We start from the raw sequence: 15,834 nt of genomic DNA on the forward strand, positions 1-15,834 counted from the left end.
CCCATAATCACGACCATCACGATCACTACCGCAAGAATAATCAAGCCTATCTTTGATATAAGATCTTGCATTCTCCTTCACTCTCCTCTGTTTTATGGTGCTACTGTTGGTGGTGCATATCCGTCAATCACCGCATCAACATGGTCTGCCCCTTCGTCTCCCATGTTATTTGAACTTGCTTTGAATACTCCCATGATCACTACCATCACAATCACAACCGCAAGAATAATCAAACCTATCTTCGATATAAGATCTTGCACTCTACTTCCCCCCTCCTATTTTTATGGTTCTGTATACTGGTTAACATCTTGAATAAGTTTTTCGCCTAATTTTGCATTACTGTCCATCAATGAATTGCCATCACCAGTAGAAAGAATGTAACCAAGAACCAATGCACAAGCAAAAATGATCCAACCTAATTTAACAATTAAATCATGCAAGATGACCCTCCCCCATTTACATAAAATCATCCATATTTTTAATGTAGTCGATCCCAAATCCGACGGTTAAGAAATTTGTTGTCAATACTAAAATTGTAGTGAAGACAAGAGCAAACAATATATTAGATCTATGTTCATTTCTCTTTCTTTTCGCCGTTTCGCGTCTAGTTCGATAAATATCTTGATATGCATCTAGTTGTTGCTTCAGATCTTCAGGATTCAAGTCGTCTAATTTTAAGAACACCTGACAGATATTCTTAGCTTCTGCTGTTCCTATTGCTGTTTCAAAGTATTGAACAGCCAGGTCTTTTTCACCAAGCTGCCAGTAACTCATGAAACGGTTAAACACCTCCCTTGTATAATTCGTGTATTGCCGTACTTCTTCCAGCACTCGTTGTGAGGAAGGTGGACGGTTTTTCTTGATTAAAAAACTGTTTTTCATTTGTGCTACTGCTAAATACAGTTCATCATTATATCGTGCGCGTCGATGTACTAACGCACTATCAATCACCAATTGAAATGGCGAGCGATAACGGAAAATGTGTGTAACTGGTTTTGTGATGAAATACAAAATCAATGTTAAAATCAAAATATATACGTTGGCTTCTTTTCCTACTAAATAACCGAATAAAAAGCTAAGAGCCAATAGTAAAAGGCTAATCCAACGGACTAATTGATAATGGTATAAACTAAAGGGGATGCCTGCCTTGACCATGATTAAATGAACTTCATCACTGTCATATTGGCGTTTAATCTCCATTCTCAAACGATTCACTTTTTCAATTTGTTTCGTTATCTCTTCTTCATCTAAACCGAATGAAAAGAACATTAATAAACATCCGGCGACAAACAGACAGAGGATTAAAACAAACATTATTTTTTCCCCCTATCCAATGAAAGATTAAAAGTCATTTTTTTCATTACGGAAATTCAGAAAGGTCAGTCCTGATATTGCAACAGCAATAAGTGAATAAAAAAACATCCTAAAACCAACCTCATTAAGGAATTGATACTCTATATATTTCGCAAATGTGAAATCGGCGTATTTGAGAATCATGATGAGCCCACCGACAATAATCCCCGGTATAAACCAATAAATCATAATTGTTCCTTCAAGATTAATCTGTCTATTTTTTTCATTTACCTGATCCAATTCTGCCAAATCCTTTGATAAATCAATTAACCCTTCTGTAATGTCATCCCCTTCGTAAACAGCTGCATAGATGAGGTTAGATAAGAGTACCGCCCATTTTGTGTTAATTTTATAATTGATCCGGTTCACCACTTCACGTAATTCTTCTGCATTTCTATAATCCTTCATTTCGAGTGCAACGTTAGCCATTAAACTTTTTACATGTGGATAATTTTTCAAGCCAATAACGGTCTGATCGACAGCTTCACTGATATTCTTATGGTGTATTCGATAATTGTTTAACAGCTCATCAATCATGTACTTTCCTTCATTTGACGTTTTCACTTGCATAGCCCGTATTCTATATAAAACGAAAGCAAAAATTAGAACAGGCGTCCCTATTGTCCATAAAAGGAGTTCATTTAAAGAAGCCCCGCTTGCATGAAGGGTTGTGAACGTGATGATAGAGACAGATACTAATATAGCGATAAAACGATAGGCAGCACCTATGCTGCTTTGCCCAAACGCTATCCCTAGCAGTTGTTGAATCTTTGATATAAAAGGACCTGCTCTTTTCTTTTCAATTTTTGCCCTCTTTGATAGAAATTTTTCTTTAAAGAGCCTTATGAAATCTTCATAAAACATGAACCAAATGCCGGTAAACAAGAGACCCCATAAAACTTGTCGAATTAGTGTTTCATACCACATCATCCGTCACCCCCCAGTTGGAATAAGCAAGCTGAATGGTGATATTCTAGTTGGATCAAAGCCTTGTTCCATCGGCTTTTCTTCAGCTAACTTTTTTAATGTCTCCCTAAATACAGCAAAGGCTTCCTCATCTTCTTCTTCTCCAATCTGAACGACTCGATCACTTAGATCAAAATTGTATTCCCAATCTTTCGACTTTTTATTGTAGCGACAGATCATATTGGTACTGACAATTAGCGTTTTAAGATCCAATCGAATTTCATGGATACCTTTTAATTTCTTCTCACTACGATTTTCCGTACTAGATGCAAATTCAAAAAGGAAGTGAAAGCCCTTTGCCGCCTGTATCATATAAGCCCATTCACTTCCCCCATACGAATTGACTATTTCTTGTGCAATATCAAAACAAAAATCCTCAGCATTACCGGTATGGAACGTGCCTTTTACACGTCGTGTTCCTTTTTTCGTAATCAATACCATTTGTCGCAATGCTTTACCATCCCTTGCTTCTCCCATGATGAGGTAATCACCATCGGAACGCATAAGAGGTTTTACAATCCCATCTAAGTCCTCATTATCTGCTATCATCTGAATGATAGGAGAGACAGGCATAATGTTATGAAGAGGAATTTCAGGATCGGTTTCGAGTAATACACCTTCCAACATCTCTTTTTCATATGATTGATAGGTTGTAAGAAAAGTTGTTTTACCGCATCTGACCGGCCCCACCATATTTACATTAAAACCACATGCTACCATTGCTTTAAGCATTGGAATACTCGCTTTATCAATTGTGTTCAAGTTGGCTATATGTTCGAATTTATATTCTTTTACAACGTATTTCCGGAAAATAATCGTCGGTTGTTTCGTATTATTGTAAATTTCAATTCGTGTACCATCTGTCATGTACACTTCTTGATAGGGCTCATTTTCACGTTTTTTTGTATCTGTCATAAGTAATGCTTTTTTCAACTGTTTAAAACGATCTTCTGATAACTTTTGTGGCTGTAAGACCATTTCGCCATGTTCCATAAAATAAATACGAGGTTGAATAACTTTGCATGAAGAGCTATTCGGATTTTTAACCCATTTCTGTATTCCTGCAAGTCCCCAATTCTCATGAAAGACACCTTCTGCAAGGCTGTCATACCACGGCAGTGTTTGTATACTCGTCTTATTCTTTGATTCGAGATAAGATCTAATATGCTCCATATAGTAATCAACTTCTTCTGGATAGCCCAAAATAGCCTTTTTTTGCTTTTCCAGCCATTGATCTGTATCTTTTTGAAACTCTTCATCAAAATAGGTTCTTACTTCTTCACATAAAGAATAGAAACTGCTGAACTGTTCTTCATCATTACGATCCACCAGGATTTCCACTTTATTTTCTTCTTGCAGAAGCACTTCTGTTTTTATATCTTCTGAAGATGGGTTTCCCGTTTCATCCATTGATTGATTCATTTGTTCTATAGGATGAAGTGTCGCAACTTTCGTTTGCTCTTCCATAAACTGATGCAATTGAAATCTCAATTTTTCCCCTCCCTTACTTTTACTTTTACTTCATCACGGCAGCGAAGCGTGCAAAGGGTGATTCCTTCTTTTCTTCTCTTTCCTCAAACAGACAATTCTCTTTTTGAGCTAATAATTGTCCTATCTTAACAAGTTGATTCTTAAAGATAGGATCGAGAAGGGATAGAGGACTTCGATTATTTTCTGATTCTTCACCTAAACGAGACTTTGGTAAAACCCCAAGCACTGTTCCTCCCATAATCTCTAATTGCTCATCCACGTTTGCTATGTCATGTTCATATTTGTTTATTAGATATAACAGTTTATCCTTTTGAATTTTCAATCCCGGAGTGATAATTTGTTCCATCTTACGCTGAAACTCTGCAAACACTGATGGTTGTTCCGTAATAACTGATACGTGATGACGTGCGCTTTGTATTGCTGAAACAAATAGAGGACTATCCACATCTGTTCCAGCATCAAGTAAGATAAAATAACGTTCCTCATCATCTAGCTGCTTTAACAATTGATTCATTGCTTTAATGGAGTACATTCTTACTTTGATAATCTCACGTGGTCCCGGTATGACACTGTAACCATTTTCATTGAATTTCGCCTTTTCAATCTCTTCGGCTGGAATGTATTCATTTGTTAAATAACTCTGAAGATGGTCTAAACTTCTATCTGTTGGAGAGATAAATTCATCGTCAGGCTTCGTTGCTAAACTCAACACTAAAACTTCTTTGTTAATTTGAGGTGCTAAAACTTCTGCTAATGAATGAACAATTTGGGTAGTACCAACCTTATGATCCCCACCGAAAAATGCAATCATATTTGTTCTCCTTCCTTATAAACGTAGTTTTTATTTACTGACTGCTGCTGTAGATTCCCTATTCGCGTCCTCATCTGCTGGATCTGTATGTTCTTCAGTCTTAAAGGGATTGTCTGTGTACATAAAGATTAATTTGTGGCCAGAATTGATCTTCGCTTCAATTTTGTTAAACTCATCCAGCGTTGTAACAATTTCAACTGCTCCAATTGCAGAGCTACCATCAAGACGATCTCCTGTACTCACAGTCACTACTTCACGGTTCGCAGAATCTTTAACATAGGCCACTTTTGTTTTAAGTAGTTCTTCAAAGTTTGATGTAGCACTCGTTGTCGTCTTTGTCGTAGAAGTAGTTGGTTTATTAGTCGAACTATTTGCGTTTGTGGCTACTGACTGACTCTGAAGCTTTTTTAACAATTCCTGATCGTATAGCGCTGAATACATGATGATGTTATCACCGCGTCGTAAAGTATCTGGTATAGCTAATGTCCACTCAATAGGAATTTGAGCGATAAATTCTCCTTCCCTTAAAACCAGTCCATTTTCGGCTAAGTAGCTTTTGTCTATTTGAGCTGATTTAGGAATAAAATGATTGGCTTGTTTGCCAATTACCATATCGGGATTCTTGAGAACTCCTTCAGCAAGCTGTGTTTTCTCGACTTTCATAAAGTTCAAATCAGTTTCCTGAATTAATTGACCTTTTTTAATGGCTTCTTTTGCTACAACTACATCTTCATAGAGCAATAACTCACGTCCGCCCCCTAGTTCATACCAAGCTCCGGCTCCAGCTGAACTTACGGCTAGAATAAGCCCCACTATAGCGTTGTTTCGCCTTTTATTAACAACCTTTTTTTTCTTCGGAGTTTTCACCTGATCCTGTTCTGTTTTTTTTTTCAGCACTTTTCACCCTCCATTCCAAAATCTTATTTAGATTACCTAAAGGAATAATTATTCATCAACATAAAATTACCTAAAGTAATTTATTGTCTACATAATAACACATACAAAGGCAATGTCAAACAATATTTATATCTTTTTCCACACAAAATTAAGAATTATGTTATGACTTATGGTAATAAAGAAGTTAAACTAATAAAAAAGGAGAGTTGCGTAGAGTGAATACTTTTGGAGAAAGATTGAAGCATGTTAGAAAGGCCAAGAAGCTAAGACAAAATGAGTTAGGTCAAACATTAGGACTAACTCAGTCAACTATTTCTCAATATGAGAAAAATCAGAAAACCCCTGATATTAATACACTAAAAAAAATAGCAGATACATTAAATGTATCTGCGGAATACTTATTATTAAGAACCGATGATCCTATAAACTATACAAGGGAACACAGAGAACTAATTGAAAAAGAAAACATTACTCCATTTATAACTCCTGAAGAGTTAAAAAAGAATTATCGGTTTATGTTAGATGGAAGAGAAGCCAAACCAGAGGAAATTGAAGAAGCAATAAGGTATATCCTTATTCAACGTGAAATGAGAAAAAAAGATAATTTTGATAATTAAGATGATCTTATTTAGTTTGTTGCCTAATAGCAATATCCAGTTTTAATTGTGGCATTAGCTGAGTTAGATCAATTTCTGTACGTTGGTTTGTACTCTTTTTTACCTCATTGACGATTGGCACTATATAAGATTGATACAATTTCAAAATAAAACCCCTTTTCTTTAACAAGCCCCTTTGAATGAACTTACGTTATCTTTTCCATTGCGATCTGTTATTTTGCTTATTTTTTAAAAGTAAGCAAAATAACTTTTCATGAGATGAATAAAGACTAATAAGACATAACAAAAAACTCTCCATTTTGTAAGCCTTGACTCACAAAACGAGAGTCTGGCAACCAGACGACCATACGCTGTATTAGCGATTAGGCTCATGGCTTTGCGTCCTATCCTTTCGAATAGTTTGCCTTTTCAGATTTTTCTATCTAATGATAAATCCATTTTAAGAACATGTTTTTGGTTGAGTATCTACGTTCTATTTAATATTAAAAAAAAAAGGTTATTTAGTCAACCTTTTTACCTATTATTTTCGACATATTCCGTCAATAATCGCTCGACAAGTTCCGACAATTTTTGTCGATCATACCCCATATCGTCTTCAAGTTTGTTTAATAATCCTACTGGTACTTTTAAAAAAATTTTAACAGGATAGTCTTTTTGATAGTCATACTTTCTTTGTCTTGGCATGCAATACTCCATTCATTTAAAGAACTAACTTCGACTCCTTATTTGTTTTTTCTTTTGAGTATAGCATAGTATTAAATTATCCTTATATGTTAAAATTTAACAAATTACTAGTTTTCTACTTTATTTGCTTACATTTTTAAATTTAGGTAAAAAGATTCATGAAAAAGGATCTATAAATATTGTTATAACAATCCCTCTTTATTATGTTTTTAAAAAAGATTGATCAAAATAGGAAAACTTCGGTACTCCCAGTTGTCGAGTCATTGGAATTTTAATGATTTAGTGGAAATAATTAAGCTTTTATTTTTTAAAATATAAGTAATAAGGCCCGTAAAAATAACCTATTAAACAGATATACCTTATCACATATCTTCAGGCATTCTGAATCCATCTATCTCTACCATTTTAGTTTTTAACATACTGTTTTGGATTTTTGCTGCAAGTTCATTGAATAATGTGCGTAGGGAAATAAACAGATAGCTATCCGGTTTTTTGATTTTAGCATCTGTACGAATTTTTCTTATATTGTTTATAACAGTCAAGATGACTTCTTCAGCAATGTTTTCATTTTCAAGACTAATAAGCATGTCAAAATTCTTTTCAACAGCTCGTTTTGCTCTTAAAAGGGTATTTAACCAGACATCTGCTTGTTTAATGTCCTCAGCAAAATTAACAATCACTTCTGGAATACGTCTATTAATTCCAGAAGGATTATTCGCCAAAAATGCTTTTTTATATAAAAAGTCTTTTTCACTCTTACTGTATATTAAAAATTCATTTTTCAAGTTTGAGCGTAAAGCATGAATTTCTGTATCTATTTTTGTATCTCTTATAGTATCTGTTTTTAAAGTGTTAGAGATATTTACTTGAGTGTTAGGTACATTAATGGGTTTTAAAAGTGAAACGGTCACCGTTTTAGTTTTGAAACGGTTTGATAGATCAACGTTTTTAGAAAAAACCTTGATATAATCAACCGTTTTAATTTTGAAACGATATGGCGTAGCAGCCTTTTTCACTTCTGGTTGTTTCACTGTCGATTTTTTTGGACGACCACCTTGAACAGCAAATGTTCTCGCTGTTGAAGAATACTCAGTATCATAATCTCTAATTTTCTCAAGACCCTTTGTTTCCAGCACTTTTTTGTTTTGTGGGTAATTATAAACAATAATGTTTAGAGCCTTTTGGCCAATTTTCGCATGATCTTTCCATTCACACACGTCAATTAATCCAACATTCCAAAGTGGCTTTAAAATTGTACGATAAAAGGTAGACTTACTTACTTTGAAAATGTTTTTCGCAACGTTTTCAATAGAACGAGGTATAGTGTTTTTATTACCGTATTTCTCCATAGCGTTTGTGTCACGGTTGACGAGTGTGATTAATTTTAGCCAGCCGCAAAATGCTTTTTCGCCTAATACGTCTATCCAGTTATTCATCATAAATGGATCAGCAGCCGGATAGTGAAGGATTGGAAGGTAATGCTCTTCACGGGATCTTTTGCCTTCTGTTACGTTTACAAATGTTTGATTTGTCATAATAAAAAACCTCCATTTAAATCACCTGACGACGACACAACGGCAGAAGATTCAAATAGAGGACATATAAATGTATTTTTTCCTTTTAAAAACCATGACAATATGCTATAATACTCACATATAGGTTTGAAAAAAATAAAAAATTCTCTAATTGAAATTTCTCTGCATGGTGACTTATTTATTGGTAAGTTTGGCGACCGAACAATAAATAAGGGGACAGGGATTTTTCTTTTTTTTGTTTAATTTTGATAACTCATGAAAAGTATAACTTATTAGTTAATAACTATCAATCTAAAAAAAATTACTCTGAATTATTTTATTATAAAAAAAGAGCAACAATGTTACTCTTTTTCTTGTGCATTCTGCTCTTTTTCTTCTTGTTCTTTTTCTTGTGCTATGAGTACAGCCACAGCTTTTTGCACCATTTCAACGATTTTCATGTCGCTAAAATAAGCCAACCTTTTTAATTGTTTATAATCCTCTTCATAAATGCGAATGGTTTTGTATGTAGAATCAACCTGTTTTTTCGTAAAAGGATTTTCTCTGGTTGCTGAAAATTTACTTGTATCTATTTCTTCAAACCTTTTTTTTGCCATCATTCGTTCACCCTTTCAATAAATTCGTTCAATACTTCTTGATACATATTCAAAACAGTTTCATCATGCATGTCTTTTTCTTGAATCCCATGTTTATTAAACCGTTTAACACGCTCTCTATGCATGATTGGTTTCTCAAACAGTAGATCTCCAAATAATTTTTGTGCATCCTTTATAACCTCTATATCCACATTGCCCCGTTTTTGAACTAAGTATGGGATGACACCGAGTAATTCAATATCTATATCTACTAATAGGTCCCTTAAATAATCTTCAGTATCTTCTTTTAGGTTCTTTAAATATTTTTCAATATCTTTATTTAGGTCCTTTAAATAATCAAGAAATTTAACTGCACCAGTGTAACTTTGTTCCTGTGTTTGCATGATAAGCACCGTGAAATCAGATGCAAAAATAGCGTTATTTGTAAAATCACTGATTGTTGGTGGAACATCAATAATAATATAATCATAATTGTCTCTGATCTCATCTAAGAGGAATTTAAGGAATATAAACCTTTTTACTTTATCCTTTGTTAAGGAGTACAAATGCATTGGAAAACCAGCTAAGTCTAATTCACTTGGCAAAAGATCCAGTGTAGGTGTGATGTTTATAATGGCCTTAGAAAGATCCTGTTGTTCCATCGCTTCGTAAAGGGTGACTTTTACCTTCGATTCAATATTAAACGTTTTAAAGGTAATTTCTGTTGCGTTATATTGAGGATCGAAATCAATAAGCAGCACTTTTTTCCCTGCTTTTTGTAACAAATAAGAAAATATAACGGAAGTCGTTGTTTTTCCGACCCCACCTTTAAAGTTTGCAAAAGTAATTGTTTTAGTCATGTTAAACACTCCTTTTTTATATGGTACCATATGGGTATTGTGTTACACAAGTATTAAAGTAGAAATGTGTAATTGTATCAATGTAGATTAATCATTTCATCATTTGCTTTTAACAAAGCCAGTTTGTACCGTTTCTCTAACATTTCATCGCTAAGGGCTGATAGATCGCTATGAGGTATTTCTTCGATTAAAGCGATCCACTCAATAATCGTTTTCTTCTCATTGATCCCCATTCAGTATTCCACCTTTCATTAATTGTATCTTTGTGTAAAAATAAAATTGTGTAATTGTATAAAAATCGAAAGATTTGCAAGCTCCCGATTTTCTATATTCATTATAACACAATTACACAATTAAACAATAGAAAAAGTGCAATTGTGTAATTATATTAAGGGTGTTATAATCACACAAAGCAATTTATAATTAACATAGAAAAATAAAAACAAAAAACGTTTTTTCTATATATGATAGAAGAAAAACGTTTTTTAATCCATTTTTAAAGATCCTATATCATGTAATTTATTTTGGGAAGAACCGTTCTTCCATTTTATTTGATTCTCCTGGGATAAATTTCACTTTAACCGTTTCCCCATCATCCATATCCTCATATTTTCTCTTTATCTTCTCAAGGTCATCTAATTTAAGGCTACTGTAAGTGGTTCGAACCTTTTTAAGAGGAACTACTGATCCGAATAATTCTATCCTCATATTATCACCAGTAACTTCAGTGGCAAAATTATTAATACTATAATCCTCTTCCTCAAATGAATTAATGATACCATTAAGAGATTCTTTTATTGAAGTACTTAATGTTAAACTAGTAAATTCATTTTGAACGGGTTTTTCAGCAATAATGCTTTCAAGTACCTGTATAGCTTCGTAATCAGTATCATCTATTTTTTCAGGCAAAGTAAAAATTAAATTAAAATGCTGTTCAATTTTATATAAGCGTTCAATAAACCGGAAATCATTTTCAAATTCCTTATCCAACTCACCATACAACTTAAATCCGCTGGATTTCATGAAATCTGTTCCATTAATTAAATTTTTAAAGGATAGTGCATACTGATCGTATTTTGATAAAGCCTGCATCAGTTTAAAAAATAAAAAATTCCCTTCTACGTCCTGTTTGTATTCATCTTTGATAGTAAAACTAAACTTTGAATCCGATGCAACAGCTGATTGAGATTCTGAATGGCTTTTAAAATCACTAAAAGGAATTATTACACTTACTAACAATTTAGAATGTTCTTGTCTACTATTATCAATTTTCATAATACTTTCTTTTTTATTAAGATCGCTGACCCCCATTTCGATATAATCTACTAAGGTTATTTCTTCAGAATCATTTTTTAAGTACATTTTTAATTTTAATGGTTCTGGCAATGGTTTAGGTTTTATTACCCATTTTGCTTCTTTTATGTTGTCCTCTAAAAAAGGAGTCGGAACTTCCTCTCCATCAATCAATGCTTGTAACGCCACCACATCTATCTCAATGTCTCTTTGCTTAATAAATGCGTCATCTATCAGTTCACCAAAATTGTCAAAACCCTTTATTTGTTCTGGGGGAATAGTAAGTTTCCCTCGATATGACAATGGGAGTTTTTCAGCAACTTCTTGTGAACGAGGTTCATGCTCGACGGAAATTCGATCTCCGAAGTTACCTATTTTATAAGTGTAATGAGGATAGTATGGGTGTTGAATACTGGCATAATCTTTTACTTGTGACATTAAACTAATAACACCGTTATAATCTCCAGCTTTCCCTAGCCTAGCTATTTCATCAAAAATAGATACATTAACAGTTATTTTTGAATTTTGCACTGCTAAGTTGCCATTACCATCTTGTTTTACAGAATTTTCTGTTTTATTAAACATCCATATTATCCTCTTTTCTATTACCATTTACTGTTATATTCGATTTTTGATAAGCATTATTTTCATTTCCGTTTTGAGCAATGTTATTATTGCTTTTATCAATATTTTTGGTTTTATTTTTTTGTATAAATTTATATGCTGCTGTTCCAAATATTGCAGCAGCTACTACACTAGCAGTAACTGACCAGATAAAAGTTGATAAGTCCATTGTGTTTCACCTCCTATTACACAGTTTTTAAAAATAATTCATAGCTGTTTAAATAAACCATTTTATTTAATTATAGTATATCCCTCAGTCCATCTTTATCATTAGAGTATTTTTAAATAGACAGAGCATGTTTTGAAAAAAGATTGATCAAAACATGGTCTTTAATATCAACTGTGGTACTTTAATTTAAATCAGTTGGAACAAAAAAACAATATCCCTGTATATATCTATATATAATAGAAGAAAAACGTTTTTCAATCCATTTTTATAGATTGTGATTTTTTAATTTCAGAATAAATTGTGGATCTTGGAACCCCAGTCAGTTTTGAAATATCCACCACACTCATACCGTTTACCTCTTTTGCTTCATAGAGCCGTATAGCTCTTTGAATATTTTCTTGTGGTCTTCCTTTACGCCCCATCTTTTTTCCATTCTGTATTGCTCTTTCTCTGCCTTCACTGGTACGTGACACAATCATATCACGTTCGAATTGTGCAAAACTGCCAAGAGTGTTAAAGAGCAGCATTTGAAACGGATCGTCTTTGGAATCAGCCTGAAATGTCATATTATGATCAAGGAAGGTAATACTGACTTCCCGATCTATTAATTCACTGACAATCTTATTTAGATCTAAAATACTTCTAGCAAGACGATCAATTTTGGTTACATAAACATGATCGCCTGACCGAGCATGTTTTAAAAGAGATTCTAATTGGGTTCTGGATAAAAGGCTTTTTCCAGTTATCTTTTCAATAAATATTTCATTGTTTTTCACGCCAACAGATTGAAGCTTTTCAATCTGTGTTTCAAGATCTTGCCCTACGGTACTCACTCTTGCATATCCCAGTTTCATTCAAAACACCATCTTTCAAAAGTAGCCAAGTGTTGTAGTTTATGTTCCCCTACACTTTGTAATTATTATACATATATATGTCTAAAATACACAATATTTCAGACTCTAATTCTAGACTATATTTTAGACGTTGAAAACTATTGAATAATGCACATATGGGTATTATATTTTATGCTGTCTAGAATTTATAAATTTTAGACACTTTAAATTATACAGGTCTTTTCCTACCCTCCAAATAATTGTAAAAAAAGGTCGGATTTATTATTTGCACTCCTATAGCTAAAATTAATGTACTAAAAGTCAAAAAAATTTCATGTCTAAAACTTATAATTTATAATAAAGAGATATTCATAAACTCAACTGTTCCTTAAATCAAATATTAAGAGTGTGAAAAATGATGGAGTTAAAATGTATTACAACAAATCAGAATAATATTACTTTTCAAAAAGGGAGAGAAATTATCCACACTTTTATAGAAAGTCACTAACTTTTTAAATAAGATTATTAAGGAGAAGGAAATTTGTCTAAAAAGAAAATAATTGAGCAACAATCCTTTGGACTAAATGGGGTTAATGCGCAATCCGAAGCAATGCGAGTAGCTTTTCCAGAACCAATCAATCCCTCAGCATTAGCAGGATTGAATGCACATGCAAATGCAATGCGAGTAGCTTTTCCAGAACCAATCAATCCCTCAGTATTAGCAGGGTTGAATGCACAAGCAAATGCAATGCGAGTGGCTTTTCCAGAACCAATTGATTTCTCAGCATTAGCAGGATTGAATGCACATGCAAATGCAATGCGAGTAGCTTTTCCAGAACCAATCAATCCCTCAGTATTAGCAGGGTTGAATACACAAGCAAATGCAATGCGAGTGGCTTTTCCAGAACCAATTGATTTCTCAGCATTAGCAGGATTGAATGCACATACCGATGCATTGCGAGTAGCTTTTCCAGAACCAATCAATCCCTCAGCATTAGCAGGGTTGAATACACAAGCAAATGCAATGCGAGTGGCTTTTCCAGAACCAATTGATTTCTCAGCATTAGCAGGATTGAATGCACATGCCGATGCATTGCGAGTGGCTTTTCCAAAACCAGTAGAAGTAGTTGGTTTATCAAAATTAAGGATGCCAACCATACTAAATGATGCAACAAAAATATCATTAACTGCTAGAGCTTTAACAAAACAAGTCTCTATTTTGGGAGAGACACATACGATATCTCCCTTAGTTACTGATTTAGCAAAGGAAGCCACATGGATAAGCACAATTGAGAACCAATCAAATAGAAAGTTTTTAGAATCACCTGTTTCTTCCGCAGCTCTGGTAAGTCGGCTAAATAAACTGCCTTCCGATTTTCATTTAGTAAGAGAAGAAAAGACTAATAAACAAAATGAACAATCAGAAATGGATTTATTTATTAAAAATAAGGTTACTAATGAAAATATTTTGTTTACAAGCGCCGTATCGAGTTTCGGGGTCTTGGATGTAGTTCGTTCAATTACTGAGAACGAGGTCATAAGTTTTTATAACTATCTTGCTAAGTATCCCATGCTTGGTTTAAACGATGATGTAGGAAAAAAAATATTTGACTGGGTTAAGAAGGCAAAACTTTATGAAATTGAGGACAACACAGAACATTTTCGTGCCCGATTAAGAGCACCAGGACAAACGAGACCATATACTGAACCTGAAATGTGGGAAGCTCCATATGGTCTTTCAGGACATGGTCGGTTTAATCCTATAGGACAAGGAGTTTTATATACTAGCAGCAGGCTGGAAGGAGCAGCTGCAGAAGTGTTAAGAGGAAGTAAAGAAGAAGTGGTAGACATAATAAAATGGATTTCAAAGGAGAAAATACAGTTTTTAGATTTAGTTGATCAGGAGTGTCCTTTATTTAATTACTGTGAATTTAGTTCCACTAGCCAATCAACCATTAAGCCTGAATATCTTATTCCTAACTTTTTAGCCCAATGTTGTCGCGCAGCAAAAATTCAAGCAATAAGATTTACAAGCACTCTTTTTCCAGATGCATACAACTATGTATTCTTAGAGAACATCGAAAGAGGGTTTGAGTACATGGGTATGACAGTTGGCTATTCCGCTAATATAAATGAAAGTGTTCATATTTAATGTTTTTAAAGGTGAGATTTGTTTGATCTAAACAACTCACCTTTATTTTAAATAGAATAGAAACATTAATATCATATATAATTATGATTTTCGTTTCTTCTGCTGTTTTGTATCAACTCTTCATGCAGCCTTTTAACTGCAAATCTTAGGATGTCCGATTTTGTGACCTCTTTAAAGGAATAATCTTGCATATGTTGCATAAGTTCAAAAAGCCTTTTTTCGTCTTCTTTAGTCGCTCTAAATTGAATGCGCGGCTTTTCTTTCATTTTACCCCTCCTTAGTAATATACTGTCATACATAGTCATATATGTTATGACAGTGTATGACAGTGTATGACTAAATATTGATTTAAAAGCTAGTGACTATAGATGCTGCTAATGCTTTTTTCATGATAATCTGCTCCTTTTTATAAGAGAGGTGTTTAAAATAAAATTTATTTGAATTTAGCACATAGTTCAAAATTCAATAATAAGAGAATCATTCTAGCTATAATTTTTGTGTACTGATATAAAGTTGTTTAATTTCATATTCTGAAATGCAGTAACCTACCGTCGATTTAAATGACAGTAGGCTATTAAAGTCGTTTAATCTTTTTATAATGATTTGTTTGATCAACTTTAAAAGCTGTTGATATGGCAATCGAATAGTTCACATAGTTAATCGTGTCTATTGCTTAGTAAAAGTGTTACGAGTAAGACGAATACCCGCAATTTTTAATTTCGTTGCACGAGAGAGTGAATCTCAAGCACATTATTCTACCTTATGAACGAACTGTTGAGAATAAAATGTATTCCTCCTTATGAGTCTACTGTGCAGTATCAACGTACTGCTCAGTTAAATATTTCCCAAACTACACAAGCACACAACCAAGCAACAAACATCCCTGCTGTAAATGATTTAAAATGCATTGGCCTTCCCCCCTTTGCAAATGAAACATACTAGGACTTAATTCATTAACGTAAAATAGCAATCCA

General features: G+C 33.6%; 18 protein-coding genes and 1 riboswitch. Of the genes, 2 read left to right on the forward strand and 16 right to left on the reverse strand.

Annotation, left to right across the window (positions count from 1 at the left end; translation table 11 throughout):
- Positions 1-92: 92 nt before the first annotated feature.
- Genes A3M5_RS25890 through A3M5_RS0121520 form a run of 7 tightly spaced genes read right to left on the reverse strand, consistent with a single transcriptional unit; the run spans position 93 to position 5,518 of the window.
- Positions 93-260 (reverse strand): hypothetical protein, encoded by a 168-nt coding sequence (locus A3M5_RS25890; protein WP_018395816.1) that lies wholly within the window; start codon positions 258-260, stop codon positions 93-95.
- Between the two features lie 21 nt (positions 261-281).
- Positions 282-440, reverse strand: coding sequence for a hypothetical protein (locus A3M5_RS25620; RefSeq protein WP_018395817.1), 159 nt, complete (start codon positions 438-440; stop codon positions 282-284).
- Between the two features lie 16 nt (positions 441-456).
- Complete coding sequence (locus A3M5_RS0121500) at positions 457-1,314, reverse strand: hypothetical protein (RefSeq protein ID WP_018395818.1); 858 nt, start codon at positions 1,312-1,314, stop codon at positions 457-459.
- Between the two features lie 27 nt (positions 1,315-1,341).
- Positions 1,342-2,283 (reverse strand): hypothetical protein, encoded by a 942-nt coding sequence (locus A3M5_RS0121505; RefSeq protein ID WP_018395819.1) that lies wholly within the window; start codon positions 2,281-2,283, stop codon positions 1,342-1,344.
- Between the two features lie 3 nt (positions 2,284-2,286).
- Entirely contained in the window at positions 2,287-3,810 is a 1,524-nt protein-coding gene (locus A3M5_RS23480) for an ATPase, T2SS/T4P/T4SS family (RefSeq protein ID WP_018395820.1), read from the reverse strand.
- Between the two features lie 25 nt (positions 3,811-3,835).
- Entirely contained in the window at positions 3,836-4,621 is a 786-nt protein-coding gene (locus tag A3M5_RS0121515) for a CpaE/TadZ family protein (protein WP_018395821.1), read from the reverse strand.
- Positions 4,622-4,651: 30 nt separating this feature from the next.
- Positions 4,652-5,518: an SAF domain-containing protein gene (locus A3M5_RS0121520; RefSeq protein ID WP_018395822.1), complete on the reverse strand. Its 867-nt coding sequence runs from the start codon at positions 5,516-5,518 to the stop codon at positions 4,652-4,654.
- Positions 5,519-5,733: 215 nt separating this feature from the next.
- On the opposite strand from A3M5_RS0121520, the gene A3M5_RS23485 reads away from it, so the two are divergent.
- Positions 5,734-6,135 carry a helix-turn-helix domain-containing protein gene (locus A3M5_RS23485; RefSeq protein ID WP_018395823.1) on the forward strand — a complete coding sequence of 134 codons (402 nt, stop codon included), beginning with the start codon at positions 5,734-5,736 and terminating at the stop codon, positions 6,133-6,135.
- 327 nt (positions 6,136-6,462) lie between these two features.
- Positions 6,463-6,550, reverse strand: a riboswitch (cyclic di-GMP riboswitch).
- 98 nt (positions 6,551-6,648) lie between these two features.
- On the opposite strand, the gene A3M5_RS25625 is transcribed toward A3M5_RS23485, so the two are convergent.
- The 8 genes from A3M5_RS25625 to A3M5_RS0121570 form a co-directional block, all read right to left on the reverse strand.
- Positions 6,649-6,819: a hypothetical protein gene (locus A3M5_RS25625; protein WP_018395825.1), complete on the reverse strand. Its 171-nt coding sequence runs from the start codon at positions 6,817-6,819 to the stop codon at positions 6,649-6,651.
- Between the two features lie 362 nt (positions 6,820-7,181).
- Complete coding sequence (locus A3M5_RS23940; RefSeq protein WP_018395826.1) at positions 7,182-8,354, reverse strand: hypothetical protein; 1,173 nt, start codon at positions 8,352-8,354, stop codon at positions 7,182-7,184.
- 341 nt (positions 8,355-8,695) lie between these two features.
- The gene (locus A3M5_RS23495) at positions 8,696-8,953 is read right to left on the reverse strand and encodes a hypothetical protein (protein ID WP_155894794.1); all 258 of its coding nucleotides are present in this window, start codon (positions 8,951-8,953) and stop codon (positions 8,696-8,698) included.
- Positions 8,950-9,789: a ParA family protein gene (locus A3M5_RS0121550; RefSeq protein WP_018395828.1), complete on the reverse strand. Its 840-nt coding sequence runs from the start codon at positions 9,787-9,789 to the stop codon at positions 8,950-8,952. The genes A3M5_RS23495 and A3M5_RS0121550 overlap by 4 nt, the downstream gene beginning before the upstream one ends.
- Positions 9,790-9,866: 77 nt before the next feature.
- A complete protein-coding gene (locus A3M5_RS25630; protein ID WP_018395829.1) occupies positions 9,867-10,022 on the reverse strand; it encodes a hypothetical protein in 156 nt (51 codons plus the stop codon).
- A 286-nt stretch (positions 10,023-10,308) separates the two neighbouring features.
- Positions 10,309-11,667 carry a hypothetical protein gene (locus A3M5_RS0121560; RefSeq protein WP_018395830.1) on the reverse strand — a complete coding sequence of 453 codons (1,359 nt, stop codon included), beginning with the start codon at positions 11,665-11,667 and terminating at the stop codon, positions 10,309-10,311.
- Positions 11,660-11,875 carry a hypothetical protein gene (locus A3M5_RS0121565; protein WP_018395831.1) on the reverse strand — a complete coding sequence of 72 codons (216 nt, stop codon included), beginning with the start codon at positions 11,873-11,875 and terminating at the stop codon, positions 11,660-11,662. Before A3M5_RS0121565 ends, A3M5_RS0121560 begins: the two co-directional genes overlap by 8 nt.
- A 254-nt stretch (positions 11,876-12,129) precedes the next feature.
- Positions 12,130-12,729: a recombinase family protein gene (locus tag A3M5_RS0121570; protein WP_018395832.1), complete on the reverse strand. Its 600-nt coding sequence runs from the start codon at positions 12,727-12,729 to the stop codon at positions 12,130-12,132.
- A 520-nt stretch (positions 12,730-13,249) separates the two neighbouring features.
- Between A3M5_RS0121570 and A3M5_RS0121575 the strand changes: the two genes are divergently transcribed.
- On the forward strand, positions 13,250-14,860 hold the full coding sequence (locus A3M5_RS0121575) for an RES family NAD+ phosphorylase (protein ID WP_018395833.1): 1,611 nt from the start codon (positions 13,250-13,252) through the stop codon (positions 14,858-14,860).
- Positions 14,861-14,931: 71 nt separating this feature from the next.
- Here A3M5_RS0121575 and A3M5_RS0121580 read toward each other — a convergent pair whose 3' ends face one another.
- Positions 14,932-15,126: a hypothetical protein gene (locus A3M5_RS0121580; protein WP_018395834.1), complete on the reverse strand. Its 195-nt coding sequence runs from the start codon at positions 15,124-15,126 to the stop codon at positions 14,932-14,934.
- Between the last annotated feature and the right edge of the window lie 708 nt (positions 15,127-15,834).

Origin of the sequence: Bacillus sp. 37MA (assembly GCF_000372765.1) — a bacterium.
GTDB lineage: Bacteria > Bacillota > Bacilli > Bacillales > Domibacillaceae > Domibacillus > Domibacillus aminovorans.

Coding starts and splice junctions, on each gene's coding strand:
- A3M5_RS0121500 (WP_018395818.1), bottom strand. CDS start 1,314: ATGTTTGTTTTAATCCTCTGTCTGTTTGTCGCCGGATGTTTATTAATG.
- A3M5_RS0121505 (WP_018395819.1), bottom strand. CDS start 2,283: ATGATGTGGTATGAAACACTAATTCGACAAGTTTTATGGGGTCTCTTG.
- A3M5_RS0121515 (WP_018395821.1), bottom strand. CDS start 4,621: ATGATTGCATTTTTCGGTGGGGATCATAAGGTTGGTACTACCCAAATT.
- A3M5_RS25625 (WP_018395825.1), bottom strand. CDS start 6,819: ATGCCAAGACAAAGAAAGTATGACTATCAAAAAGACTATCCTGTTAAA.
- A3M5_RS23940 (WP_018395826.1), bottom strand. CDS start 8,354: ATGACAAATCAAACATTTGTAAACGTAACAGAAGGCAAAAGATCCCGT.
- A3M5_RS23495 (WP_155894794.1), bottom strand. CDS start 8,953: ATGATGGCAAAAAAAAGGTTTGAAGAAATAGATACAAGTAAATTTTCA.
- A3M5_RS0121550 (WP_018395828.1), bottom strand. CDS start 9,789: ATGACTAAAACAATTACTTTTGCAAACTTTAAAGGTGGGGTCGGAAAA.
- A3M5_RS25630 (WP_018395829.1), bottom strand. CDS start 10,022: ATGGGGATCAATGAGAAGAAAACGATTATTGAGTGGATCGCTTTAATC.
- A3M5_RS0121560 (WP_018395830.1), bottom strand. CDS start 11,667: ATGTTTAATAAAACAGAAAATTCTGTAAAACAAGATGGTAATGGCAAC.
- A3M5_RS0121565 (WP_018395831.1), bottom strand. CDS start 11,875: ATGGACTTATCAACTTTTATCTGGTCAGTTACTGCTAGTGTAGTAGCT.
- A3M5_RS0121570 (WP_018395832.1), bottom strand. CDS start 12,729: ATGAAACTGGGATATGCAAGAGTGAGTACCGTAGGGCAAGATCTTGAA.
- A3M5_RS0121580 (WP_018395834.1), bottom strand. CDS start 15,126: ATGAAAGAAAAGCCGCGCATTCAATTTAGAGCGACTAAAGAAGACGAA.